Source organism: Mycobacterium sp., assembly GCF_029961025.1.
Classification (GTDB): Bacteria; Actinomycetota; Actinomycetes; order Mycobacteriales; family Mycobacteriaceae; genus Mycobacterium.
Window position 1 is genome coordinate 367,443 of record NZ_JASBVP010000002.1, and the last position, 25,456, is coordinate 392,898.

The 25,456-nt window shown below is 68.2% G+C and carries 22 protein-coding genes and 2 pseudogenes; 15 read left to right on the plus strand and 9 right to left on the minus strand.

Annotated elements, in window-relative coordinates:
• Positions 1 to 28: 28 nt before the first annotated feature.
• A complete protein-coding gene (gene serS, locus QJR12_RS02475) occupies positions 29 to 1,288 on the minus strand; it encodes a serine--tRNA ligase (protein ID WP_300575814.1) in 1,260 nt (419 codons plus the stop codon).
• A gap of 326 nt (positions 1,289 to 1,614) precedes the next feature.
• On the opposite strand from serS, the gene QJR12_RS02480 reads away from it, so the two are divergent.
• The 3 genes and pseudogenes from QJR12_RS02480 to QJR12_RS02490 all read left to right on the plus strand — a co-directional run bounded on the left by QJR12_RS02480 (position 1,615) and on the right by QJR12_RS02490 (position 3,528).
• Positions 1,615 to 2,925 (plus strand): septum formation family protein, encoded by a 1,311-nt coding sequence (locus QJR12_RS02480; protein ID WP_300575817.1) that lies wholly within the window; start codon positions 1,615 to 1,617, stop codon positions 2,923 to 2,925.
• Positions 2,926 to 2,928: 3 nt separating this feature from the next.
• Positions 2,929 to 3,334 (plus strand): annotated as a pseudogene (locus QJR12_RS02485) (metallopeptidase family protein); the annotation flags it as partial.
• Complete coding sequence (locus QJR12_RS02490) at positions 3,334 to 3,528, plus strand: hypothetical protein (RefSeq protein ID WP_300575820.1); 195 nt, start codon at positions 3,334 to 3,336, stop codon at positions 3,526 to 3,528. The pseudogene QJR12_RS02485 and the gene QJR12_RS02490, both read left to right, overlap by 1 nt.
• A 91-nt stretch (positions 3,529 to 3,619) precedes the next feature.
• Here QJR12_RS02490 and QJR12_RS02495 read toward each other — a convergent pair whose 3' ends face one another.
• Both QJR12_RS02495 and pheA read right to left on the minus strand, forming a co-directional pair.
• Entirely contained in the window at positions 3,620 to 4,309 is a 690-nt protein-coding gene (locus QJR12_RS02495) for a histidine phosphatase family protein (protein WP_300575822.1), read from the minus strand.
• Entirely contained in the window at positions 4,306 to 5,253 is a 948-nt protein-coding gene (gene pheA / locus QJR12_RS02500; protein WP_300575825.1) for a prephenate dehydratase, read from the minus strand. The genes QJR12_RS02495 and pheA overlap by 4 nt, the downstream gene beginning before the upstream one ends.
• 79 nt (positions 5,254 to 5,332) lie before the next feature.
• Between pheA and QJR12_RS02505 the strand changes: the two genes are divergently transcribed.
• On the plus strand, positions 5,333 to 6,112 hold the full coding sequence (locus QJR12_RS02505; RefSeq protein ID WP_300575828.1) for a DUF2470 domain-containing protein: 780 nt from the start codon (positions 5,333 to 5,335) through the stop codon (positions 6,110 to 6,112).
• 59 nt (positions 6,113 to 6,171) lie between these two features.
• The gene (locus QJR12_RS02510; protein WP_300576513.1) at positions 6,172 to 6,909 is read left to right on the plus strand and encodes a type II CAAX endopeptidase family protein; all 738 of its coding nucleotides are present in this window, start codon (positions 6,172 to 6,174) and stop codon (positions 6,907 to 6,909) included.
• Between the two features lie 73 nt (positions 6,910 to 6,982).
• On the opposite strand, the gene QJR12_RS02515 is transcribed toward QJR12_RS02510, so the two are convergent.
• Positions 6,983 to 7,810 (minus strand): glycerophosphodiester phosphodiesterase, encoded by an 828-nt coding sequence (locus tag QJR12_RS02515; RefSeq protein WP_300575831.1) that lies wholly within the window; start codon positions 7,808 to 7,810, stop codon positions 6,983 to 6,985.
• An 8-nt stretch (positions 7,811 to 7,818) separates the two neighbouring features.
• Entirely contained in the window at positions 7,819 to 8,838 is a 1,020-nt protein-coding gene (locus tag QJR12_RS02520) for a DUF4328 domain-containing protein (protein WP_366526281.1), read from the minus strand.
• Between the two features lie 474 nt (positions 8,839 to 9,312).
• Here QJR12_RS02520 and QJR12_RS02525 point away from each other — a divergent pair, with 474 nt between their 5' ends.
• The 8 genes from QJR12_RS02525 (at position 9,313) to rraA (ending at position 14,475) form a co-directional block, all read left to right on the plus strand.
• Positions 9,313 to 9,471 carry a hypothetical protein gene (locus QJR12_RS02525; protein ID WP_300575836.1) on the plus strand — a complete coding sequence of 53 codons (159 nt, stop codon included), beginning with the start codon at positions 9,313 to 9,315 and terminating at the stop codon, positions 9,469 to 9,471.
• Positions 9,472 to 9,630: 159 nt separating this feature from the next.
• Entirely contained in the window at positions 9,631 to 10,254 is a 624-nt protein-coding gene (locus QJR12_RS02530) for a superoxide dismutase (protein ID WP_300575839.1), read from the plus strand.
• A gap of 184 nt (positions 10,255 to 10,438) precedes the next feature.
• Positions 10,439 to 10,972 (plus strand): peptidase, encoded by a 534-nt coding sequence (locus QJR12_RS02535; protein WP_300576516.1) that lies wholly within the window; start codon positions 10,439 to 10,441, stop codon positions 10,970 to 10,972.
• Positions 10,973 to 11,428: 456 nt separating this feature from the next.
• Positions 11,429 to 11,827, plus strand: a complete 399-nt coding sequence (locus QJR12_RS02540; RefSeq protein ID WP_300575842.1) for a helix-turn-helix transcriptional regulator — start codon at positions 11,429 to 11,431, stop codon at positions 11,825 to 11,827.
• A gap of 220 nt (positions 11,828 to 12,047) precedes the next feature.
• The gene (locus tag QJR12_RS02545; protein ID WP_300575844.1) at positions 12,048 to 12,704 is read left to right on the plus strand and encodes a DUF6474 family protein; all 657 of its coding nucleotides are present in this window, start codon (positions 12,048 to 12,050) and stop codon (positions 12,702 to 12,704) included.
• Positions 12,705 to 12,823: 119 nt separating this feature from the next.
• The gene (locus QJR12_RS02550; RefSeq protein ID WP_300576518.1) at positions 12,824 to 13,270 is read left to right on the plus strand and encodes a copper resistance CopC family protein; all 447 of its coding nucleotides are present in this window, start codon (positions 12,824 to 12,826) and stop codon (positions 13,268 to 13,270) included.
• A gap of 108 nt (positions 13,271 to 13,378) precedes the next feature.
• Positions 13,379 to 13,984 (plus strand): hypothetical protein, encoded by a 606-nt coding sequence (locus tag QJR12_RS02555; protein ID WP_300575847.1) that lies wholly within the window; start codon positions 13,379 to 13,381, stop codon positions 13,982 to 13,984.
• Positions 13,981 to 14,475 (plus strand): ribonuclease E activity regulator RraA, encoded by a 495-nt coding sequence (gene rraA, locus QJR12_RS02560; RefSeq protein WP_300575850.1) that lies wholly within the window; start codon positions 13,981 to 13,983, stop codon positions 14,473 to 14,475. Before QJR12_RS02555 ends, rraA begins: the two co-directional genes overlap by 4 nt.
• A gap of 65 nt (positions 14,476 to 14,540) precedes the next feature.
• On the opposite strand, the gene QJR12_RS02565 is transcribed toward rraA, so the two are convergent.
• Positions 14,541 to 16,007, minus strand: coding sequence for an NAD(P)/FAD-dependent oxidoreductase (locus tag QJR12_RS02565; RefSeq protein ID WP_300575852.1), 1,467 nt, complete (start codon positions 16,005 to 16,007; stop codon positions 14,541 to 14,543).
• 78 nt (positions 16,008 to 16,085) lie between these two features.
• Here QJR12_RS02565 and QJR12_RS02570 point away from each other — a divergent pair, with 78 nt between their 5' ends.
• Entirely contained in the window at positions 16,086 to 16,742 is a 657-nt protein-coding gene (locus QJR12_RS02570; protein ID WP_300575855.1) for a TetR/AcrR family transcriptional regulator, read from the plus strand.
• 118 nt (positions 16,743 to 16,860) lie between these two features.
• A pseudogene (locus QJR12_RS02575) lies at positions 16,861 to 17,711 on the plus strand (LLM class F420-dependent oxidoreductase).
• Between the two features lie 108 nt (positions 17,712 to 17,819).
• Here the strand turns inward: QJR12_RS02575 and QJR12_RS02580 are convergent.
• The 3 genes from QJR12_RS02580 to gltB all read right to left on the minus strand — a co-directional run bounded on the left by QJR12_RS02580 (position 17,820) and on the right by gltB (position 24,160).
• Positions 17,820 to 17,960 carry a hypothetical protein gene (locus QJR12_RS02580; RefSeq protein ID WP_300575858.1) on the minus strand — a complete coding sequence of 47 codons (141 nt, stop codon included), beginning with the start codon at positions 17,958 to 17,960 and terminating at the stop codon, positions 17,820 to 17,822.
• Between the two features lie 145 nt (positions 17,961 to 18,105).
• On the minus strand, positions 18,106 to 19,572 hold the full coding sequence (locus QJR12_RS02585) for a glutamate synthase subunit beta (RefSeq protein ID WP_300575861.1): 1,467 nt from the start codon (positions 19,570 to 19,572) through the stop codon (positions 18,106 to 18,108).
• On the minus strand, positions 19,565 to 24,160 hold the full coding sequence (gene gltB, locus QJR12_RS02590; protein ID WP_300575864.1) for a glutamate synthase large subunit: 4,596 nt from the start codon (positions 24,158 to 24,160) through the stop codon (positions 19,565 to 19,567). The genes QJR12_RS02585 and gltB overlap by 8 nt, the downstream gene beginning before the upstream one ends.
• Positions 24,161 to 25,456 lie beyond the last annotated feature (1,296 nt).

Consider the following 25,456-nt stretch of genomic DNA (forward strand, 5'->3'; position numbering starts at 1 on the left):
CCTGAGCCGAGTTAGCCCGAAGTTAGCGTTAGCGCACCGGTTCCAGCAGCTCGACCCCGACGAACGGAACCAGCGCGTCGGGGACGCGCACACTGCCGTCGGGACGCTGATGGTTCTCCAGGATCGCGACCAGCCAGCGGGTGGTGGCCAGGGTGCCGTTCAGTGTCGCAGCGATCTGCGGCTTTCCGCCGGCGTCGCGGTAGCGGGTGGCCAGCCGTCGTGCCTGAAACGTGGTGCAATTCGACGTCGACGTCAGCTCCCGATAGGTGCCCTGCGATGGCAGCCATGCCTCGCAGTCCAGCTTGCGTGCCGCCGCCGAACCCAGGTCGCCCGCGGCCACGTCGATTACCCGATACGGCACCTCGATGCGGGCCAGCATCTGCTGCTGCCAGCCCAGCAACCGCTCGTGCTCGGCTTCGGCGACCTCGGGTGTGCAGTACACGAACGCCTCCACCTTGTCGAACTGGTGCACCCGGATTATCCCGCGGGTGTCTTTGCCGTAGCTGCCGGCCTCCCGGCGAAAACACGATGACCAGCCCACGTAGCGCAACGGCCCGCCGGAAAGGTCGAGGATCTCGTCGGCGTGGTAACCGGCCAGCGGCACCTCGGAGGTGCCCACCAGGTAAAGGTCGTCGGCTTCCACGCGATACACCTCCTCGGCGTGTGCGCCCAGAAACCCGGTGCCCGACATCACCTCCGGGCGCACCAGCACCGGCGGGATCATCGGGATGAAGCCGTTGTCGACGGCCAGCCGCATGGCCAGCTGCAGCAAGCCCAGCTGCAACAACGCTCCCCGGCCGGTTAGGAAGTAAAACCGCGAGCCGGACACCTTGGCCCCGCGCTGCATGTCGATCAGACCCAGGCTCTCCCCGAGCTCCACATGGTCGCGAGGGTTGTCGAACTCGCCCGGTGTCCCGACGATGTCGAGAACCCGGTAGTCGTCTTCCCCTCCGGCGGGCACCCCGTTGAGGATGACGTTGGAGATCGCCAGGTGCGCGGCCGTGAAGGCCGTTTCGGCGTCGGCCAGCTTGGCCTCGGCAGCCCGGACCTGCTCCGCGAGTTCCCTGGCCCGTCGCAGCAGTTCCGGGCGCTCGCGGTCGGATGCGGCACCCACCTTCTTGCTGGCGGCCTTCTGCTCGGCGCGCAGCGAATCGACCGCCGAAATCGCGGCCCGGCGCGCGGCGTCGGCCGCCAGCAACTCGTCCACCAGCTGCGGGTCCTCGCCCCGGCTGATCTGCGAACGGCGCACCGCCTCGGGGTCTTCACGGAGCAGCTTGAGGTCGATCACGACCAGAACCCTACTGTCGCCCACCGGGACGAACGTCTCGGTGGTCAGCGGGCGGCACCGAGATACCTCACCCAAACCTCGCGACAACGTCCGAAGAAGTCAACCCCGGATGGCAGCGCGCATTGCCACGGATTGCCCGCACCGTCGCCGGCGCTCGCCGCTGACCAACCGCTGACCAACCCACTAACCAACATTGTGTGCGGCACGGTAGCGGCCGGGGAGTCACCGGCGTGGTGCGCATCGGCCGAGCCGGCGGCCGCGCTCGCGACTCTCCCCGGCTCATGGCGCCCGGCGAGGTTTTCCGATTGCTCGTGAAGCCTGTCAGAATGGAGCGGATGTCGAACTCACCCGAGCAGGATCCGTCACCCGTCGGCGAGGCACCGGAGCCGCCGGCGGGTTTCCGGTGGTTGCGCACCCCGCGGCCGGTGGCGATCAGGCGCACGCTGCTGCTGACCGCGCTGGGCGGCCTGCTCATCGCCGGCGTCGTTACCGTGATTCCGGTCGGCGAGCGGGGTCCCGGGCGGCTGGTCGGCTACCTTGTCCCCGATCCGGTACCCAGCACCGGCACGAACAGTAACGCCGCCTTCAACCGCGCCACCGCCGGTGACTGCCTGATGTGGCCGCAGAACATGCCGGAGTCGGCCGGCATCGTGAACTGCCGCGACGAGCACCGCTTCGAGGTTGCCGAATCAATCGACATGCGCACCTTCCCGGGCTCGGAATACGGGCCCGACGCCGCCCCACCGTCTGCCGCTCGGATCCAACAGCTCAGCCAGGAGCAGTGCGAGGCGGCCGTGCGCCACTACCTCGGCTCCCGATACGACCCCAACAGCAAGTTCAGCATCAGCATGCTATGGTCCGGAGACCGGGCCTGGCGTCAGTCGGGAGATCGCCGGGTGCTCTGCGGCCTGCAGTTAGCCGGCCCCAACAACCAACAGCTCGCCTTCAAGGGCAAGGTCGCCGAACTCGACCAGTCCAAGGTCTGGCCGGCCGGCACCTGCCTGGGCATCGACCCGGCCACCAACCAACCGACCGACGTCCCGACCGACTGCGCGGGACCACACGCCATGGAAGTCACCGGCAGTGTGAACCTCGCCGGGAAATTTCCCAACGGCGCACCCCCCGAACCCGATCAAGACGCTGTCATCAAAGAGGCCTGCACCCGGCTGACCGACGCCTACCTGGCACCGGTGCAATTGCGCAGCACCACGCTGACGCTGATTTACAACACCATCACGCCGCCCAGCTGGTCGGCGGGCAGCCGCGAAGTCACCTGCAGCATCGGGGCGACGCTCGGCAACGGCGGGTGGGCCACGCTGGTCAACAGCGCAAAGGGTCCGCTGCTGATCAACGGTCAGCCACCCGTCCCGCCGCCGGAGATCCCCGCGGAGCGGCTGAATCCACCACCGATTCCCCTGCCCGTCAACCAGGGCAACACCGCGTCGTCGACCGGCCAACGCCCGGGTAATCAGCACCTTCGTCAGCAGCCCGCGGCGCCGGTACCGTCGCCGCCCGCTCCCGGGGCACCTCCACTCGGTGCCGAGCCGCCGGCCCCGCCGGGCGCGGAAGCACCCCCACCGCCTCCGGAACCTCCGGCGCCGCCCCCCGAGCCCATCGCGCCGCCACCGGGGGCGTAGCCCGTGGCCGTGCGGATGGACCGGCAACGATTCGACGAGCTGGTTTCCGACGCCCTCGACCTCATCCCACACGAGCTGGCGGTCGTCATGGACAACGTCGTCGTTCTGGTCGCCGACCGCCACCCCGAGGAGCCCGGCCTGCTCGGACTCTACGAAGGCGTCGCGCTCACCGAACGCGGCTGCACCTACGCCGGGACCCTGCCGGATACCATCACCATCTACCGTGAGGCGTTGCTGGAAACCTGCGACTCTGAGGACGAGTTGGTCGAGGAGGTGGCGGTCACGGTGATCCACGAAGTCGCCCACCACTTCGGCATCGACGATGCCCGGTTGCGGGAATTGGGCTGGGCCTAACCCCGGCCGGCGCGGCATCCCCGAGTTGTCCGCGTCGGATGCTAAGAACGGCCCATGGGCAACAGCTGCCGCGACTGCCGGGCCGGTGTGGATCACTGCCACGGCACACTCATCCGCCATCTTCTACGCGGCCCGGAGTGCACCGACGATGGCTGCGCCAACCCCCGGCTGACCCCGCACACCTTCAGTATCGACTGTGAGGCGGTCGGCTGCGGCTGCGCCGACACGACGCCCGCGGTCTGGGGCTGAACCTCCTCGACTCCTCCTCGACTCCTCCTCGACCGGTCCGGCTGCACCCTGGGCGGCTGCCCGGCCCCGCCGTCGCCGGGCTCAACCCGCCTCAGTCAACCCGATGGGCATCGCACCGCGCGACCCCCAGCACCGGGGTGGCCTCGGGCCGAGAAGGAAACGGCGGCGTCAACTCGCCCCATCGCAGGCAATTCCAGCGTCCATCGGTGCTCGGGGCCAGCACCACGGCCTGGGCATTACCGAGATGGTGGTCCAGCACGAAACGCCCGTCCATGCCGGCCAACGCCGCGGCCGCCAGCCGGATCGCCGCGCCATGGCTGATCACGACGAGATCGCCGGTAAAGTCGGGGTTCTCCAGGTGGCACCGGCGCAGGTCGGTGAGCACCGGCAAATAGCGGTTGAGCACCTGGGCTCCGGTTTCTCCCCCGGGCAGCGGCACATCGAGTTCACCATGATGCCAGCGGCGGTAGATAGCGTTGAACTCGGCGACCGCCTCCTCGTCGTTGCGATTTTCCAGCTCCCCGACCTGCACTTCATGAATGCCGACGATCTCCCGGGCCGGGACGTCGAGCTCCGCGCTGATCACCGCCGCCGTCTGCGCGGCCCGGACGGCCACCGAATGGGCCACCAGCGCGGTCCTTCGGGAATGCGCGCGGGCAAACGTCCGGGCTTGCTCATGACCCAACGGCGTCAATTCCGCCCCGGGCGGGACGGTGTCCAATCTCCGCTCGACGTTGCCGTAGGACTGGGCGTGCCGCAGCAACACCAACCGGCCGCTCATCGCTTCGACCCTCGAGGCGGGTCGGGCTTTCCCCGCCGTAGCCCGGCCAGCCAGCGTGATGCCTGCTCCGAGGGCGGCGGCCCCGCGCCGGCTGGCACTCCCGTCGGCCAGGAGCCCAGATACCGCACGTCTTCGCAGCGGCGGTACAGCGCCTTGAGCGCCTCGGCGACGGCGTCGTCGTCGATGTGGCCGACACAGTCCAGGAAGAACATGTAGCTGCCCAGCTCGGTGCGGGTGGGCCGGGACTCGATCCGGGTCAGGTCGATGCCTCGCATGCCGAACTCGGTGAGCGCGGCCAGCAGGGCCCCGGGCACGTTGTCGATACGCAACACCACCGACGTCCGGTCGGCTCCGGTCCGGACCGGCGGCGGACCCGGCCGGCCGACCAGGACGAACCGGGTTCGGGCGTTGGGTTCATCGACCACACCGTCGGCAAGCGACGCCAGCCCGAACCTGTCGGCGGCCAGCTTCGAGCTCACCGCGGCGTCGACCCGCCCGTCGGCGACTTGCTGTGCGGCGTCGCCGTTGGAGGAGGCCGGGCGCAGCTCGACGGCAGGCAGGTGCGTGGCCAGCCACTGCCGCACCTGCGCCGCCGCCACCGGGAATGCCGCCACGGTGCGTACCTCGGCAACGCTGCGGCCGGGTTTGACGACGATGCTAAACGCGACGTCGAGCGTGATCTCGGCGAAGACCTGCAGCGGCGATCCGATGGCCAAGCTGTCCAACGTGGGTGCCACCGACCCGTCGATCGAGTTCTCGATCGGCACGCAGGCGAAATCGGCGCTGCCGTTGCGGACTGCATCCAGGGCGGCCGGGGTGCTGTCGATCGGCAACGGCCGCAGGGCCTCCGGGCTCACTTCGGGAATCAGGCCGGTGGTCGCCATCCGCAGCAGCGCCGCTTCGGTAAATGTCCCTGCGGGACCGAGATACGTGACGCGGGCCACGCCCTAAACACTAACCGGGCCACCGACCGCGTGCCGTCCCGTCAGCTATATTAAGTTAGCCTTACCTAAAGGAGGTACCATGTCTGCTTGCGCCCCCGCGCCGACGGCCGGCGAGCGGGTTCGGAGCATTTGCGCACGGGCCGACGGCGCGCTGCTCGGCATCCAGCGCGCCGATCCGCTCAGCACACCCCGACCGCAGTTGCTAAGCGACGGATCCTTCGCCGTCGTCATCCCGGCTGACCGCGCGACGGCGGCGAGTATCGGAACCGCCGGAACGCAGGCGGTGCTGGAGGTGGTCGACTACGCGCCGCTACCCCTGCGTGAGCCGGTGCGCTCGCTGGTGTGGGTCCGCGGCCATCTTCGCCGAATCCCCTTGCCCGCGGTGCCCGCCATCCTCGAACTGATCGCCGCCGAAGACCCCGACCCGGCGCCGCTGCGCGGTGAAACGCCCGCTGGTGACCGTGACGCCAGCCATACCCTGCTGGGGTTGACGGTCGAGTCTTTGGTGGTGACCGATGCCTCGGGGGCCGAGTCGCTCGCCGTCACCGACCTGCTGGCGGCCCGACCCGACCCGTTCTGCCGGCTGGAAGCGTGCTTGCTTCGCCATCTGGACACCGCCCATCCAGAGGTGATCGCGCGGCTCGCCGCCACGCTGCCCGCGCCGCTCCGGCGCGGACGGGTGCGGCCACTGGCTCTCGACCGCTACGGGTTGGGATTACGCGTCGAGGGTGACGGCGGCGACCGCGATGTGCGGCTGCCTTTCCGTCATCCGGTCGACGACGTCACAGGGCTGGGCCAGGCTATCCGGATGCTGCTGGGGTGCGCGTTCGCGAACGGACTCCGTGCCCGCCGGTGCTGACCAGCCGGCTACGGTGCGGTTACCGTGTCGGGGTGACCGCACCACCCGGCCCCGATTTGATGCCGAAGCGCGTGCTGGGCATCGAGATCGCGGTGGTGTTAGGCGTCACGTTCGGCGTCAACGCCGTCACCGCGGTGTTGCAGTTGATCGACGCGGTCTTGCGTAACCTAAGCGCGCAACGGATCCCGCTTAACCCCCGGCTGTCGTATTTCAGCCTGATCGACTTGGGACTCAACCTGGCGTTCGTCGCGCGCCTGACCGCATGGGGTGGGCTCGGTCTGTACCTGTTGTGGCGCAGCGGAATAGGCCCCGCGCGCATCGGCCTGGGGCGGTTTCGCTGGCGCCCGGATCTGGTCGGCGGCATCGGGCTGGCCGCGGCGATCGGCCTGCCCGGGCTGGGGCTTTATCATGCGGCGCGGATGCTGGGGGTCAACGCCAGCGTCATCCCGGCCGGTCCGGAGGATACCTGGTGGCGGGTGCCGGTGTTGGTTGCCACCGCGTTCGCCAACGGCTGGGCTGAAGAGATCATCGTAGTGGGCTACCTGCTCACCCGCCTGCGACAGCTGGGTGCCGGCCCCGCCACCGCGCTGGGCTGCTCCAGCCTGCTGCGCGGCAGCTACCACGCCTACCAGGGCTTCGGCGCCTGCCTGGGCAATATCGCCATGGGTCTGGTGTTCGGCTATGTCTGGCGCCGCACCGGTCGGCTGTGGCCGTTGGTGATCGCGCACGGGGTCATCGACACCGTGGCGTTTGTCGGTTATGTGCTGCTGGGCGGGCATCTGGCTGGGCTGCGCTGACCGCTCGCCGGCGGACCGTCAACCGGCATTTCAGGAAACCCGGTTTCGGAATGCCCGGGGCCGGTGTTGGCGGTCAGCCCCCGCCGCCGGTGCCGGTCAAACCTTGCTGTAACCAAGCCTTGGTGCGGCGAGGGTGATGCGTGGCCAGCCAGGCCACGCCGGCGTCGCGGCACAAGGTGACGTCGTCGAACTCATCGACGTTCCAGCAGTACAGTGCCCGTCCCTGGGCGGCTACCCGATCCGCAAGGTTCGGGTACTCGCGCAGTGCCGTGACCGGCAAGCCCACCGCGGTGGCGCCGACCGCGCTGGCCGCCCCGCTGACCAGGTAGCGGGCCACCCTGCCGAGCAGCACCGTGGGCAGCAGCGGCGCGGCGCGGCGCACCCGCCATACCGCCGCCGCCGAAAACGACATCACCACGGCCCGCGAATGGTCGGCCGAGGGCGGAGCGGCGATACCGAAGCGGTGCAGCAGGGCCAGCACCTTGCTTTCCACCAGCGCCCCGTACCGGACCGGATGCTTGGTTTCGATAAAGACTTTCACCGGCCGCCGCCAATCCAGAACGAGTGACACCAAAGCATCCAGCGTCAAAAGGCCGGTGTCGCCATGGGTGCCGTCGGGACGCCAGCTGGCATGCCAGGCCCCGTACTCCAGTTCGCGCAACTGGGCCAGCGTCATGGTGCTGACCAACCCCGCCCCGGATGAGGTGCGGTCCAGACGCCGGTCATGCACGCACACCAGGTGGCCGTCGCGGGTCAGCCGCACGTCACATTCCACGCCGTCGGCGCCTTCTTTCAGGGCGAGGTCATACGCCGCAAGCGTGTGTTCCGGCCGATCGGCAGAGGCCCCGCGATGAGCGACCACAAAAGGATGCTCGGCCAACACCCTCCCGGCCGCCTCCATAACCACTATTATGCTGCCGGCTCCTGGCCCGCCGGCCCACCCGGTGCGGCCGGTCTCGGCACCAGGTCCGCGGGGACCACGACCCAGCGATGCGCGGGCCGCTCAACCGGTTTGCGCTCGAACCCCTCGAACACCCTGCCGACCGCGGCCACGACGGCGGCGGCCAGCAGATAGGCGAGCGCGGTCGTCACGGTATTGTTCCCGATGCCCTGAGCGTTTCGAGTCGGGCTGGTGGCGGTCGCAACGATCGATACCGCCGCGCTGGCGACCCACACCAGCCACCACAACAGGATCGGCTTTCGCAACCGCGAGTAGTGACCTTCCAGGGTCGCCAGCTCGATGACGTACACCGGAGCCCACAGCAGATTCACCAGGGGCACCACGCAACCGACCCACAGCGCCCAGTGGGAACGCGGTTCCGGGAGACCGTAATGGGCGAACGCCGTCGCGCGCCGGGCGATCAACCATCGGGTGAGCACCACGGCGCAGGCGATCACCGCCACCGCCGCCGCCAGGCTGGCAACCACACCCAGCCAGACGGCAGTCCCGGCGACCAGCGGATTCAGCAGGGTGTTGCGGTTGATGATCAACAACACGTAGCGCACCAGATACACCAGGGCCGCGACGGCGAGCACCAATACGGTGGCGAACAGCGTGGTGCGCACCGTCGCCGCCGCCGGCGCCCGGGGCACCGGCGGTGTGTGCTCCCCCACCGGCTGGTTGACGCGGTCGGCCAGACCCCAGCGCGGCATGACGGTGTAACGCGGGGTGGGTCCGCGGGGTCGCCGGCGCGGGCGGGACGGTGGCGGTGGGCCGGGCCGCACCGCTATCCATCGATAACCCGGCGGCAGCCGCGGCGCGGGATCGCGGAGCGGGGGCGCCGGTGGCTGCGTACCCGCCGGTGTGGCCCATCGGGGGCCTGCCGCTGGCAGCGGCGCTAGCAAGGCACCGCGGCAGCGGGGACACCAGACGCGCGGCCGCTCGTGCACATTCCACCGCGTGCCGCACTGGGAGCACACCTGCACCACGCGACCAGCGTAACCGCCACCTGCCCGCCCGGGCGGGACCTATCGCAGTCGGACCGGGCGCCCATCCTGGCTACCTGAAGCTACCCGCAGGTATCCACAATTTCCACAGGTTTATCCACAAGAAGCATCCGGGTTCGGCGTTCTTGGACACCGTTCAATAAGCCTCGATAGGCCTCATCCAACGCATGTTGTGGACAACTCGCCGGTGTGGTAGCGCGGCATCGACACAATTCGTCCGCCGCCGAGCGAATTCCCTTGGTCCGCTAACCACTCCGTCGAGCCGGGGGCGGCGAGTCGGCTTGCCGCGGCGGGATCGCCCACCTCCTCGGCGACCACCGCCAATGCGCGGCTGCATGCCGCTGTCGACCCCGGTTTGCAAGCGGTACATAAGGCGCTATGATCGCGTCCACCAGGTGTTGGTTGTGATTCTTTTCACTGGGGGACACAGTTGAACGTGCAGGTCGAGGTCGTCTGATGGCCACCCAACCCATTGGACCGCGATCGCCGGTGTCATCGCCGTATTGGTATTCTGGCCCGCCGCCCGACAACCGTGCCTACCTGCTCGCCGGTTTGCGCGCCGGGCTGATCGCCTTGGTGCTGCTGGGGATCCTGGCCGTCATCGTTTTGTTCTGAGCCCGCCCGTAACGGCCTGCGCCCGCAGCGCTCGTTATTGCGGTGTGCGCGGTCATGGAGCAGTGTTGTGGGGTAAAGTCCAGGCGCGGAACCGGCCTTTCGACTAGAGCGTAAAACAGCGTAAAACACAGAGCCCCAACGATCTAAGGAAGGAATCCCGTGGCTGTATACACGTTGCCCGATCTCGACTGGGACTACGGAGCACTGGAGCCGCATATCTCGGGCCAGATCAACGAGCTTCACCACACCAAACACCACGCCGGCTATGTCAAGGGCGCCAACGACGCCCTCGACAAACTGGAGGAGGCCCGCGCCAACGACGACCACTCCGCGATCCTGCAGAACGAGAAAAGCCTGGCGTTCAACCTGGGAGGGCACGTCAACCACACCCTTTGGTGGAAAAACCTGTCCCCGGACGGCGGTGATAAGCCCACCGGCGAGCTCGCCGCCGCCATCGACGAGGCGTTCGGATCGTTCGACAAGTTCCGCGCCCAGTTCACTGCGGCCGCGACCACCGTTCAGGGGTCGGGCTGGGCGGCGCTGGGCTATGACAGCCTCGCCGGCAAGCTGCTGGTGTTCCAGGTCTACGACCACCAGTCCAACTTCCCGCTGGGTATCGTGCCGCTGCTGCTGCTCGACATGTGGGAGCACGCCTTCTACCTGCAGTACAAGAACGTCAAGGCCGACTTCGCCAAGGCGTTTTGGAACGTCGTGAACTGGGCTGACGTACAGGCTCGCTACGCGGCTGCCACCGCGAAGACCAAGGGGCTGATCGCCGGCTGAAAACCCGGAGCTGACACCCCGGCTGGGGGCGTCACGCGCGGCACGCGTGGCGCCCGCACTCGTTGGGAAGCACCCACCGATGCCGTGCCGGCTTGCACCACCCCTGAGGGGCGCGCATGCTGGTCTAATCTGATAAACACACCGGCGTGTGATTCCGAATCGAGGTATGCGGGAGCGCGAAGAAATGGAAACCGGGTCCGGCCGGGCTGTTGAAGTCACCCCATTCCATTCCCACGGCACTTTGAAGGGGTTCGTGATCTCAGGGCGTTGGCCCGACACCACGAAGGAGTGGGCCCAGCTTCTGAGGGTCGCCGTCTGGGTTGCATCGCTTCCGGGATTGCTCTCCACCACAACAGTGTTCGGCGCTCGTGAAGAGTTGCCGGACGAGCCCGAGCCGGGGACGGTGGGCTTGGTGCTTGCCGAAGGCCCGGTAGTTGGTGAGTCCGCTATTCCGCCAGGCTATTTCGCAGATCACCAGCCGCCGGCGCTGCTGATGCTGCACCCACCCTCGGAAACCACGCCGTCGCTTCCGGAATGCGCCGGGGCGGCCTCGGGTTGTGTGCTGCTGCCGGGACTTCCGCATCTGGGGCTGGAGCACCGTGCTGCATGGGTTGAGGCGGAAGCGGACGGCACCGTTACCTCCATGGTGAGTCGGGTGGGGGTCGACCCGATCAGCCATCCCGATACCGCGATCCTGGCGATGCTGCTCGCGGCCTGATCATGGCCCGGCGTCCTGCCGCCGCGGCGGTGTTCCCCACAGGTCGGTCGGCGCCATGGTGGACCGCCGGCCACCCTCCCCATGACCGTTACGACGACCCGAACCCGGAATCCGCAGCAAATCGTTTTCCGGACCGGTTGCGCATGTCTGGTCGTTGCCCGACGCGTTCCGCCTGCGGCTGAGGCCGGCAGCTGGCTGGTGTCAAGCCACCTGGTGAGCAGGAACGGCGCTGCTGTTTACCCGGTTGCATCTTGGCTATTTGACCCTGAATCCACCCACTTCGCGGGCGCGTTACCGAGTCTGTTCGATACCTGGGGACGGCGTTGTCACCGAAGCGTGGCGACCGGGAGCGATTTCTTCAGGTTTGCACTTGGTTGTCCAGACAACTGTCGCTACCATGATCAGCAAATGTGCGCAGGCAGCTATCCGCTCTTCTCACCTGTGGAGGTCGTATCGATGAGCACGACGTTCGCCGCCCGCCTGAACCGCCTGTTCGACACGGTCTATCCGCCCGGACGGGGGCCGCACACCTCCGCCGAGGTGATCGCCGCGCTCAAGGCGGAGGGTATCACGATGTCGGCTCCCTACCTCTCGCAGCTGCGCTCCGGTAACCGCACCAACCCGTCGGCGGCCACGATGGCCGCCCTAGCAAACTTCTTCCGGATCAAGCCGGCGTATTTCACCGACGACGAGTACTACGAAAAGCTCGACAAAGAGTTGTCGTGGCTGGCCATGATGCGTGATGAGGGTGTGCGCCGCATTGCGTCGCGGATCGTCGGCTTGTCCCCCGAGGCTCAGCAAGACATCGTGGACAGGGTCGAAGAGTTACGCCGCAAGGAGCATCTGGACGGTTAGCCAGCACCCCGCCGAACCGGCGTGGGAAAAGCCGGGCACGCCCACCTCCCCAACTCCCCGCAACCGCGAAACGGCGGCGGACCCCGACGGGCATGGGCCGGACGGCCGGCGACCCACCCCCTCGACCTGAGCCGGGGCTGCCGGTGCGTGCCGATTAGGGTGGGCTTCGGGTCGCGCACACCGTCCGCGGCCGTCACGAGAGACCGGGAGGCCACCGGGCATGGGCCTGTTTCGCACCCGAAAGAGCCGCGCCACGCGTCGCGCCGAAGCCCGGGCGCTCCAAGCGCGGGCCAAGCTCGAGGCGAGGCTGGCAGCTAAAAACGAGCGGCGCCGTATCAAGTCCGACCGGCGAGCACAGGCCAAAGCCCTCAAGGCCCAGCTGAAAGCCCAGCGTGACAGCGATCGGGCCGCGCTGCGGGCCGCCGAGGCTGAGCTCAAGGCGGCGCGCGAGGGCAAGCTGCTGTCACCGACACGTATCCGCCGGGCATTGACGGTGTCTCGACTGCTCGCGCCGGTGCTGGTCCCGGTGGTGTACCGGGTTGCCATGGCGGCCCGCGGGCTCATCGACCAGCGGCGCGCCGACCGGCTCGGTGTTCCGTTATCCCAGATCGGTCGGTTCTCCGGGCATGGCGCCCGGTTGTCGGCTCGGGTGGCCGGTGCCGAGCGGGCGCTGCGCACGGTGCACGACAAGAAGCCCGACGACGCCGAGACCGCACGGTTCGTCGCCGCGATCCGCGAACGGCTCGCCGACCTCTCGGCGGCTATCGCCGCCGCGGAGAGCATGCCTGCGACCCGCCGGCGAGCCGCGCACTCCGCGATTTCCCGACAACTCGACGGCATCGACGCCGACCTGATGGCCCGGCTCGGGGTGACCTAAGAGCCGTGAGACGTCGCCCCCCGGAAAGCGCGGCGCACCCTCCTGGCCGCAGGGCGGTGCGATGGCGGGAAAGCGTGGCGCGGCTGGCGGCGCTCGGCGCTGTGGTGATCGCCCTGGCGATGGCGGGCGGCGCGGTCGCCTTCGCCCACGCCGCCCGGGTGGCCACCGATCCTCCCGAGAACGCCACGCTGACGGTCGGCCCGACGCGGGTCAGCGCGACGTTCAACGAGGACTTACACACCACATTCGCGGCCATGACGGTCGTCGGACCCGACGGAAACCTGTGGTCCACCGGGCAGCCGCGGGTGCAGGGCGCCACGGTCAGCGTCGGCGTGCGGCCGCTCGGTCCGGCCGGCAGCTACACCGTGAACTACCGGGTGACCTCGGCCGACGGGCACGTGGTGTCGGGGTCGTGGTCATTCCGGCTCGCCGTGCCCGGCGCCGGTCGGCCCGGGCCCTCGGCCGTGGGTACCGACACCCGGGCTCCCTTGCCGCTCTGGCTGGTCATGGCCGGCGCCCTGGTGGCCGTCGGCGCGGCCGCGGTGTGGGCGGCGCGGCGCCGGTAGGCCCCTGACGGCAACCGCGGGCGCGACGGGCGGTGCTGGCATGATGGGTGCCGATCGCCGGTGTTCGCGCCCGGGTGCGTGACACGACACTGCAAAGGAGCAGCTCGCATGGCAGACCCGCAGGAACCACCCGAGAGCACACCCGACGCCGCACCGCCGGCGCGGCCGGACCGGGCGTCGACACCGGATGAGGCGCCGCCACAACCGGTACCGAAGCCGCCGGCGAAAAAACCGGCCACGGCGGCCACACCCGCCGAAAGGGCCGCCACGGTCGCCAAGACCCCGAAACCCGCCAAAGCCGCCAAATCCGCCAAAGCCGCCAAATCCGCCAAAGCCGCCAAGAAGGGTCAGCAAACACCGGCGAAAAAGACCCCGAATGCGGCGGCGAAGAAGGCGCCGGCAAAAAAGCCGGCTCACCTGGCACCACCCGGCAAGGCTTCCGGGCGCGACGCCGAATCCCCCCGGCAACCGGCCCGGTCCGCGACGTACGGCGAGCTCACCGCCGAGGCGGCGGGGGCAACGCCGCCCCCGAAGTCACCGGCGGCCGCGGTCGGCAGCCCGGTCTCCCCCGGCACGGCGCTGCGCTCGGCCAACCGCTTCCCCGTTGCACTCGCGGTGGCCGTCGGCATCAGCCTGCTGGTGGTGCTGGTGGCCCGCCGCCGGTGCCGGCGCTTCACCCGGCCGGCAACGGAGCCCGGTGAGGGACCCCGGTGACGGAACCGACGGTCTTCCGGCCTACCGCCGATCTGGCCGATAGTATCGGTCCCGGGGTCTACAGCTGCGACCTGCAGTTCCACCAGTTCGGGGGCCGTAGGCAATTCGCCGGACCGATCAGCACGGTGCGCTGCTTCCAGGACAATGCGCTGGTGAAATCGGCGCTGTCCGAACCCGGCTGGGGACGGGTGCTGGTGATCGACGGCGCCGGTTCCCTGCACACCGCATTGATCGGCGACGTGCTGGCCGAGTCGGCGCGGGCCAACGGCTGGGCCGGGCTGATTGTGCACGGCGCGGTGCGCGATGCCGCCACGCTGCGTGGCATCGACATCGGCATCAAGGCGCTGGGCACCAATCCCCGCAAGAGCACCAAAACCGGCACCGGCGAGCGGGACGCCGCGGTCAGTTTCGGTGGTGTGACGTTCACGCCGGGCGATATCGCCCACAGCGACGACGACGGCATCGTTATCGTCGCCGCTGCCGGTGGCTGACTTGTGCTACGCCGCTGTGCCGCGATCCGCCGCCGGGTGAGCCTGCTTGCCGAGGTTGGATCGCGTTAAATCAGCGCTGCCACAGGTTGTTTCGTGAACCTCAGGCCCTCGTCGGCAACCTTGCCGCGCCGGATCAACCGCAGGTCGAGCAGGTAGTTCTGATTCAACCGCCACGGGGCTCGCGAACCCTGCTTGGGCAGCTGGTCAAGCGAGCGCAGCACATACCCGGGGGTGAACTCCATAAACGGCCGCTCATCGACGCCCGGGCCCGGGCGCTCGGGCACCACGGTGTCAAACCCGTTGGCGTCCATATAATTCAGTAGACGACAGACGAACTCTGACACCAGATCCGCCTTCAGCGTCCATGACGCGTTGGTGTAGCCGACGGTGTAGGCCATGTTGGGCAGCCCGGAAAGCATCATGCCCTTGTAGGCCATTGTCCGGGTCAAATCCACGGCTTGCCCGTCGACCGTCACCTTCGCCCCGCCAAAGAGCTGAAGATTCAATCCGGTCGCGGTGATGATGATGTCGGCGGGCAACTCACGGCCCGAGGCGAGTTGAACGCCGGAAGTGGTGAACCGTTCGATGGTGTCGGTGACCACCTCGACCTGCCCGCGCCGGATAGCGCGGAACAGATCCCCGTTGGGCACCAGGCACAGTCGCTGATCCCACGGGTGGTAGCGCGGGCCGAAGTGCTTCTCCACGTCATAACCGGGGGGCAGCTGGCGCTTGACCAGATCCACCAGGATCGTGCGCATCCGTTGCGGCAGCTTGCGGCAGGCCTGGTACAGCAACAATTGACGAAGGATGTTCTTCCATCGGATCGCGGTGTACGCCCAGGTCTCGGGCAGCCAGTCGAGGGTGGCCGCCCAGGGCTCCCGGTCCGGCTGGGAGACGATATAGGTCGGCGAGCGCTGCAGCATCGTGACGCGCCCGGCGCCCGAGTCCGCCAACGCGGGCACCAAGGTGACGGCGGTGGCGCCGCTGCCGATCACCACGATCTCCTTGCCGGCATAGTCGAGATCCTCGGGCCAATGCTGGGGGTGGATGATCGGGCCGGCGAAGTCCTCCGACCCGGCGAACTCGGGCGTGTAGCCCTCCTCGTAGTTGTAGTAGCCGCTGCACAGGAAAAGAAAGGAACAGCTGAATCGGCGTTCGCTGCCGTCGGCGTCGACGTGCACCGTCCAACGGTTCGCCGCGCTGGACCAGTCCGCGTGGGTCACCTTGTGGTGCAGGCGGATGTTCGTGTCGATGCCATACCTGGCGGCGGTGCTTTTGACGTAGTCGAGGATCGGCTTTCCCTCGGCTATGGACTGCCGGCCGGTCCAGGGCCGGAAGCGGAATCCCAGGGTGTACATATCCGAGTCCGAGCGGATACCCGGGTAGCGGAAAAGGTCCCAGGTGCCGCCCATGCTCGCCCGTTTCTCCAGGATGGTGTAGCTCTTGGCGGGGCAGCGCTGCTGGAGATGCCAGGCCGCGCTGACACCGGATATGCCGGCTCCCACGATGACGATGTCCCGGTGTTCGGTCATAACGCCCCAAGTTATCAACGTAGTGTCGAGTAAGTCAACGTGATGTCGTCACGGTCAACACTGGGTACGCTTGCTCCCGTGGCCACCCCTCTCACCCCGGCGCGCCCTGGCCGCGGGCGCCGTGGCGCCCGCCCGTCGGGGGACGACCGGGAGTTGGCGATTCTCGCCACCGCCGAACGCCTGCTCGAGGACCGTCCGCTGACCGACATCTCGGTCGACGACCTGGCTAGAGGCGCCGGCATTTCCCGGCCGACGTTTTACTTCTATTTCCCGTCCAAAGAGGCGGTGCTGCTGACGTTGCTGGATCGGGTGGTCACCGAGGCCGACGCGGCGCTGGAACGCTTGATCGCGAATCCGGCCGGGGACCCCGCCGACGCTCGCGACACCATCTGGCGCACCGGCATCAACGTCTTTTTCCAGACGTTCGGCTCGCACAAAGGCGTCACCCGGGCGGGATGGGCGGCCCGGGAGACCAGCGCGGAGGTCCGGCGGCTGTGGTCGACATTCATGCAGAAATGGATCGCGCACACCGCGGCGGTCATCCAAGCCGAGCGGGCGCGCGGCGCGGCACCGCACACCGTGGCGGCCGAAGAGCTGGCCACCGCGTTGAACCTGATGAACGAACGGGTGTTGTTTGCGGCGTTCGCCCGCGAACGGCCCTGCGTACCGGAGCCTCGGGTGCTCGACACGCTGGTGCACATCTGGGTCACCAGCATCTACGGCACCGGGCACTGAGGACGCCCGCGCCGCACCGGCCCCTCGGGTGCACCGGCACACGATCGGCGCGGCCCAGAGCGACGATGACGACCTCCCGGTCGGCGGCCCGGCGGTGCGCTCGCGGTACCGTCCCCTCATGAGGTTTGCCTTCAAAACGTCTCCGCAGAACACCACCTGGGCCGACATGCTGGCCGTCTGGAAGCGGGCCGACGACATCGAACTCTTCGAGTCCGGATGGACCTTCGATCACTTCTACCCGATCTTTTCCGACCCCACCGGTCCCTGCCTGGAAGGCTGGACCACGCTGACCGCGCTCGCGCAGGCCACCAGCCGGCTGCGGCTGGGATGCCTGGTCACCGGCATCCACTACCGCCACCCCGCGGTGCTGGCCAACATGGCCGCCGCGCTGGACATCATTTCCGGCGGCCGACTGGAACTGGGGATCGGCGCCGGCTGGAACGAGGAGGAGTCCGGCGCCTACGGTATCGAGCTGGGCAGCGTCAAAGAACGCCTGGACCGCTTCGAGGAGGCGTGTCAGGTGTTGATCAGCCTGCTCAGCCGGGAGACGACGGACTTGACGGCCGCTACTACCGGCTCAAAGCCGCCCGCAACGAGCCTAAGGGCCCGCAGCGCCCGCACCCGCCGATCTGCATCGGCGGCAGCGGCGAGAAACGCACCCTGCGGATCACCGCGCGTTATGCCCAGCACTGGAACTTCGCCGGCGGGCCACCCGAAGAGTTCGCCCGCAAGCGCGACGTCCTGGCCTCCCATTGCGCCGACATCGGACGCGACCCGAAGGAGATCACGTTGTCGGCTCACCTGTTCCTCGGGCCGGAGCGCAACTACGGCCAGCTCATCGACACCGCGGCCGCCCTGGCGGCCGAGGGGCTGGATCTGGGCATCGTCTACATCGCGCCGCCACACGACCCGGCCGTGCTCGAACCGCTGGCCGAGGTGATCGCCGCCTCGGGGCTCTGTGGGGGCTAAAGCTAAAGGACCGGCCCTGCCCGGGATCCGCCGGCCGGGGCCGGCCCGGACCCGAACGTCACGAAACGATCACATTCAGCAACACACGATCCGCCCCGGCCGCGGGCGTCACATACCGAAGCGGAGCAGTTCTTCGGCGGTGACCAGCCGTTCGTGCTTGGCGGGGAACCCGTGGCTTTTCACCGGGTGCCACAACCATGACCAGGCGATTCGCCCCACCCGCGACCGGGGTATCGGGTTGAAACGCATGTTCACCACTCCTGCAGTCGTCCACTAAACCGTCATTGACATTATCGCAGGCCTACCCCCGGGTATTAGACACCCCTGCCGCCGGCAAACAGCTAAGCGACCCGCCGGACCGCGGGGTCCGTGGTGCTTGCAAGGGTCGTGGCGATCAGCGCAGCGCCACCGTGGTCGGGGTGATCGGCGCCGGCAGGACGGTACTGCCCATCAGGTAGCGATCCACACTGGCCGCGGCGGCTCGGCCCTCGGCGATCGCCCAGACGATCAGCGATTGACCCCGGCCCATGTCACCGGCGACGAACACGCCCGGCACCGAGGTGGCGAAGTCGTCGTCGCGGGCGACGTTGCCGCGGTCGGTGAACCGCACGCCCAGGTCGGTGAGCAGGCCCTGCTTTTCCGGGCCGACGAAACCCATCGCCAGCAACACCAGGTCGGCCTCGAGCTCGAACTCGGAGCCGTCGACCTTGACGAACGAGCCGTTTTCCAGCCGCACGTGGTGCGCCCTGAGTGCGCTGACGTGCCCGTCGCGGCCGACGAATTCCTCGGTGCTCACCGAGAACACCCGCTCGCCGCCCTCCTCGTGCGCCGGCGACACCCGGTAGATCAGCGGATACGTCGGCCACGGGGTGGATTCCGCCCGGCTGTCCGGCGGGCGCGGCAGGATCTCGAACTGGTGCACGCTGATGGCGCCCTGCCGATGCGCGGTTCCCAGGCAGTCGGCCCCGGTGTCGCCGCCGCCGATGATGACGACCTTTTTGCCCTTGGCGGTGATCGGCGGCTCGCCGTCGGGCCCCAGCACGTCGTCACCCTGCTGCACCCGGTTGGCCCACGGCAGGTACTCCATCGCCTGGTGGATGCCGTCCAGCTCGCGCCCCGGGATGGGCAGCTCACGCCAGGCGGTGGCGCCGCCGGCCAGCAGCACCGCGTCGAAATCGGCGCGCAGCTGCTCGGCGGTGATGTCCACCCCGACGTTGACGTTGACGCAAAACCGGGTGCCCTCGGCCCGCATCTGCTCCAGGCGCCTCTCGAGGTGGCGTTTTTCCATCTTGAACTCGGGGATGCCGTAGCGCAGCAGGCCGCCGATGCGGTCCGCGCGCTCGAAGACGGTCACGCTGTGTCCCGCGCGGGTGAGTTGCTGGGCGGCGGCCAGCCCGGCCGGACCCGAGCCGACGATCGCCACGCTCTTGCCGGTCAAGCGGTCCGGTGGCAGCGGCCGCACCCAGCCTTCCTCGAAGGCCTTGTCGATGATCTCCAGCTCGATCTGCTTGATGGTCACCGGATCCTGGTTGATCCCGAGCACGCACGCGGGCTCGCACGGTGCCGGGCAGAGCCGGCCGGTGAAGTCGGGGAAGTTGTTGGTCGCGTGCAGCCGTTCGATCGCGTCACGCCACCGGCCCCGGCGCACCAGGTCGTTCCACTCCGGGATCAGGTTTCCTAGTGGGCATCCGTTGTGGCAGAACGGAATACCACAGTCCATGCAGCGGGTTGCCTGCTGTTGCAGCACGTCGCGGTCGAAGTCTTCATACACTTCTTTCCAGTCACGCAGGCGTAACTCGACCGGGCGGCGCTTCGGCAGCTGCCGCTGCGGGTACTTCAGAAAGCCCTTCGGGTCAGCCATGTGCCGCCGCCATCACCGCCTGGTCGACGTCGGCGCCGGTGCGCTCGGCCTCGGCGATGGCCTGGAGCACCCGCTTGTAGTCGCGCGGCATCACCTTCACGAAATGCCGCTGCTGGTGCGGCCAATCGTTCAGGATACGCTGCCCCACCGCGGAATCGGTGGCATCGACGTGCGCCTGGATCATGCCGCGCAGCCACGCCAGGTCCTCGGCGTCGAGGCTTTCGAGATCGACCATCTCGGTGTTGAGGTTCGCCGGGAACACCCCGTCGGGGTCGTAGACGTAGGCCACGCCGCCGGACATCCCGGCCGCGAAGTTCCGGCCGGTGCGGCCGAGAATGACCACCCGGCCGCCGGTCATGTACTCGCAGCCGTGATCGCCCACGCCCTCGACCACCGCGTGCGCACCGGAGTTGCGCACCGCGAACCGTTCGCCGACCACACCACGCAGGAAGGCCTCGCCGCTGGTGGCGCCGAAGAGGATCACGTTGCCGCCGATGATGTTGTCCTCGGCGACGTAGCCCTCCGGGACGGTGTCGGGCGGGCGCACCACGATCCGCCCCCCCGATAAGCCCTTGCCGACATAGTCGTTGGCGTCTCCGTAGACCCGCAACGTGATCCCCCTCGGCACGAATGCGCCGAAGCTGTTGCCCGCGGACCCGTCAAAGGTGATGTCGATGGTGCCATCCGGCAGGCCCTCCCCACCATAGGCTTTCGTCACCTCGTGACCGAGCATGGTGCCCACCGCGCGGTTGACGTTGGAGATGGTGGTGGCGAAACGGACCGGGGTGCCGGAATCCAGGGCCTCGCGGCTCATGGCGATCAGCTGCTGGTCGAGCGCCTTGTCCAGGACGTGGTCCTGACTGGAGCTGCAGTAGAGATCCTGGTTCATAAACGCCGACTCCGGCTCGTGCAGGATCGGTCTGAGGTCCAGCTTGTGTGCCTTCCAGTGCTCCTGTGCCGCACTGATGTCCAGCGAGCCGACCTGCCCCACAGCCTCGTTGAGCGTGCGGAACCCCAGCTGCGCCATGTATTCCCGAACTTCCTCGGCGATGAACATGAAGAAGTTCTCCACGAATTCGGGCTTGCCGGTGAACCGCTGGCGCAGCACCGGGTTCTGGGTGGCGACCCCGACCGGGCAGGTGTCCAGATGGCAGACCCGCATCATGACGCACCCGGAGACCACCAGCGGCGCGGTCGCGAACCCGAACTCCTCGGCCCCCAGCAGCGCGGCGATCATCACGTCGCGGCCGGTCTTCAGCTGGCCGTCCACCTGAACCACGATGCGGTCCCGTAACCCGTTGAGCAACAGTGTCTGCTGGGTTTCGGCCAGGCCCAGCTCCCACGGCGCCCCGGCGTGCTTCATCGACGTCAACGGGGTGGCACCGGTGCCGCCGTCATGTCCGGAGATCAGCACCACGTCGGCGTGCGCCTTGGACACCCCCGCGGCCACGGTGCCCACGCCGATCTCGGAGACCAGTTTGACGTGGATCCGGGCCGCCGGGTTGGCGTTTTTCAGATCGTAGATCAGCTGCGCCAAATCCTCGATGGAGTAGATGTCGTGGTGCGGCGGCGGGGAGATCAGCCCGACACCGGGTGTGGAGTGGCGTACTTCGGCGATCCACGGGTAGACCTTTTCACCCGGAAGCTGGCCGCCCTCACCGGGTTTGGCACCCTGAGCCATCTTGATCTGCAGATCCGTGCAGTTGGTCAGGTAATGCGAGGTGACGCCGAACCGTGCGGAGGCCACCTGCTTTATCGCGCTGCGGCGCCAGTCGCCGTTCGGGTCGCGCTCGTAGCGGCTGGCGTGCTCACCGCCCTCGCCGCAGTTCGACCGGGCGCCCAGCCGGTTCATCGCGATGGCCAGCGTCTCGTGCGCCTCGGCGGAGATCGAACCGTAGCTCATCGCTCCCGTCGCGAAGCGTTTGACGATCTCGCTGGCCGGCTCCACCTCGTCCAACGGAACCGGCGGGCGCACGCCGTGCTTGAATTTCAGCAGGCCACGCAGGCACGCCATCCGCTCGCTCTGCTCGTCGACCAAGCGGGTGTATTCCTTGAAGATCCGATACTGCCCGGTGCGGGTGGAGTGCTGAAGCTTGAACACGGTTTCCGGGTTGAACAGGTGGTACTCGCCCTCGCGGCGCCACTGGTATTCCCCACCGACCTCCAGTTCGCGGTGCGCGCGCTCAGTGGGCCGGTCGGTGAACGCCAGCGCATGCCGGGCGGCAACGTCGGCGGCGATGTCGTCCAGCGTGATCCCCCCGGTGGGGCAGCTAAGGCCGGTGAAGTATTCGTCGAGCACCTCCTGAGAGATGCCGACGGCCTGGAACAGTTGTGCGCCGGTGTAGGACGCCAGCGTCGAGATGCCCATCTTGGACATGACTTTCAGCACACCCTTGCCGGCGGCCTTGATGTAGTTCTGCAGCGCGCGCTCGCGGTCTATGCCCTCGATGACACCGCGGTCGAGCATGTCCTCGATCGACTCAAACGCCATGTACGGGTTGATCGCCGCCGCGCCGAAACCGCACAGCATCGCCATATGGTGAACCTCGCGCGCGTCGCCCGACTCGACCACCAGCCCGACTTGGGTACGCAGCCGCTCCCGCACCAGGTGGTGGTGCACCGCGGAGACGGCCAGCAGCGACGGGATCGGCGCCAGCCGCTCATCGGACTCGCGGTCGGAGAGGATGATGATCTGCGCCCCGTCGGCGATCGCCGCGGACGCCTGCGCGCGCACCGCATCCAGCGCGGCGCGCAGCCCCGCACCGCCGCGGGCCACCGGGTACAGGCACCGGATCACCGTGGACCGCAAGCCGTGCCGGCGGCCGTTGACTTGCGCCTCCGGGTCAAGATTGACCAGTTTGGCCAGCTCGTGGTTCCGCAGGATCGGCTGTTTCAGCACGATCTGGCGGCAGGAGTTCTCGTCGGGGTTAAGCAGGTCGCCCTCGGGGCCGACGGTGCCCTGCAGGCTGGTCACCACCTCTTCGCGGATGGCGTCCAGCGGCGGGTTGGTCACCTGGGCGAACAGCTGGTGGAAGTAGTCGTAGAGCATCCGGGGACGCCGCGAGAGCACCGCGACCGGGGTGTCGGTGCCCATCGACCCGATCGGCTCGGCGCCGCTGCGGGCCATCGGCGCCACCAACAGGTTCAGCTCCTCGTAGGTGTAACCGAAAACCATCTGCCGCAACACAACTCGGTGGTGTGGCATCCGCACATAGTTACCCTGCGGCAAATCTTCCAGCGGGATCAAGCCGTTGTCCAGCCACTCCTGGTAGGGGTGCTGGGCCGCCAGGTCGGCCTTGATCTCCTCGTCGGAGACGATGCGGCCCTGAGCGGTGTCGACCAAAAACATCCGGCCCGGCTGCAGCCGCATCCGGCGAATCACCTTGGAAGGATGAAAGGCCGGGTCGCTGTCGAGCACTCCGGCTTCGGAGGCCATCACCACCAGACCGTCGTCGGTGACCCAGATCCGCGACGGACGCAGGCCGTTGCGGTCGAGCACCGCGCCCACCACGGTGCCGTCGGTGAACGTCATCGACGCCGGTCCGTCCCAGGGTTCCATCAGCGACGCGTGGTACTGGTAGAAGGCGCGCCGTGCCGGATCCATCGACTCGTGGCGTTCCCAGGCCTCCGGAATCATCATCAGCACCGCGTGGGCCAGGCTGCGCCCGCCCAGATGCAGGAACTCCACCACTTCGTCGAAGCGCGCCGTGTCCGAGCCGCCACGGGTGCAGATCGGAAACAGCTTGTGCACGTCGTCGTGGGAGCCGAAGATATCGGTCTTGATCAACGCTTCGCGGGCCCGCATCCAGTTCTCGTTGCCGGTGACGGTGTTGATCTCGCCGTTGTGGGCGATCCGCCGGTACGGGTGGGCCAACGGCCACGACGGGAAGGTGTTCGTCGAGAACCGGGAGTGCACCAGCGCCAGCGCGCTGATCAGCCGCTCGTCTTGCAGATCCAGGTAGAACGCCTTCAGCTGCGGGGTGGTCAGCATCCCCTTGTAGACCAACGTCTGGCCGGAAAGGCTTGGAAAATAGACGGTTTCGCGACCGGGTCCGTCCTGCCCGGGGCCTTTTGTGCCGAGTTCGTGCTCGGCGCGCTTGCGGATCACATAGGCCCGCCGCTCCAGGTGCATGCCCGAGGCGCCGGCGATGAACAACTGGCGGAAGGTGGGCATGGCGTCGCGGGACAGCGCCCCCAGCGACGAGTCGTCGACGGGCACCTCACGCCAGCCGAGCACCTGCAGCCCCTCGGCTTCGACGATCTTTTCCACCGCCGCGCAGGCCGCTGCGGCGTCTTTGGACGACTGCGGCAAGAACGCGATGCCGGTGGCGTAGCTGCCCCGCTCCGGGAGCTCGAAGTCGACCACGCGGCGCAGGAATTCGTCGGGAACCTGAATCAGGATGCCGGCGCCGTCACCGCTGTTCGGCTCGGCGCCCTGGGCACCGCGATGCTCGAGATTGAGCAGTGCGGTGATCGCCTTGTCGACGATGTCGCGGCTGCGCCGGCCGTGCATGTCGACAACCATGGCAACCCCGCACGAGTCATGCTCGAACGCGGGGTTGTATAGTCCGACGCGGTTGGGCGCCATCCTCACCTGACCCTTCACCAGATGTTCTGTGTGGCATATGTAACGGCTCCGCCGGCGCCGCGCCCTGGGGGTTGCGGGCTCGGCCCCACCGGTCTTGTCGACATCGGCTCGCCGCGTGGCGGTGATCCGGTCAGGGGATTCGCCCGCGCGCCGTTGAACGGTGGCCCTGTACCCGTTTCGACAAGTCGTAAAACGATATGCCAAAAACCGTCCGACATGCCAACTTAGTTATCCTAACTCACCGGCCCGGGGTGCGCCGTGCCCGCCGGCCCGGCCCTCCGACGGGTTTGCCGGGTCTTATTGGGCGCCTGGGTGTTTAGCTTCGACAGCGCTTCCGTCCCGGACCGGAGGCCCGGGGCCGGCCCGCGCGGCAACGCCTTGGCCGATTTGCTGTGATGGCCACCCGTCGGGCCGCTGTCACCACGGCCACGCCATCAGGCTCCGAAATGGCATTGGTGTGATTCAGCTATCGATCGTGGCAGAGGTCGTGTCGAGGCGTCCCAGGAGCACACTCCCGCCATGGCGCAGCCGCCCGGCGGCACCGCCGGTTGATTTCCCCGGAATTTGCGGCAAAACTATTCAGATTCTTAGAGACGGCGGGGCTGGTGCTTCGCGGCCGGCCCGCGGCCGCCGGCCCGCTCCGGGAGCGCCGTCGACACCCGATCAGATATTGGAAACAGCTGCCGCAGTGTGGCGTTGCTGTTTGTCCGCGGCGGCCGACGCGGGTGCCCCGGGTCCCGGTTGCGGGCGCGCCGGCCACCCCGGTGGGCGGGCCGCCCGCCCGGATGCGGCGGCGTAGTGGTCGCCGGTGTGCATCTGGTGGTGCCGCCATCGGTGCGGTCGGAAGCACGGAGCATAGAGATGCTGAAAACCGGGACACACAGGGGCGGGTGGCGCTTTTCGGGGCGCTTTAGCATGATTTGAGCGAGGATGACTTGGGTGTTGTACTGGTGACTCGTCCGCCCGCGCGGTCAATAGTCATCGGCTCTGAAACTATTGGGACGTGGCCGCCGACGCCACGGCATCGTGGGTGGTTGCGGAGAGGAGGAATTTTCGTGAATGACCCGCGGTCAGCACAAGGTCGCCTAAGGCAGGAGCGGGGGCGCTTGGCCGAGTGGAAAGCCGGGCCGACCAACTGCATCAGCCCGCCGGGGGTCCCGGCCAGGTGGGTCGATCCGGCCGCGGGTTCGGTTCCCTAACGCGGCTGGCGATGCGAGCGTTTCACGACGCGGGCCGAAGCGGGCGCCTCCCATCGTCTGACACCCCTCCCGGAGAAGGTGCTGGCAGCGGTGCCGG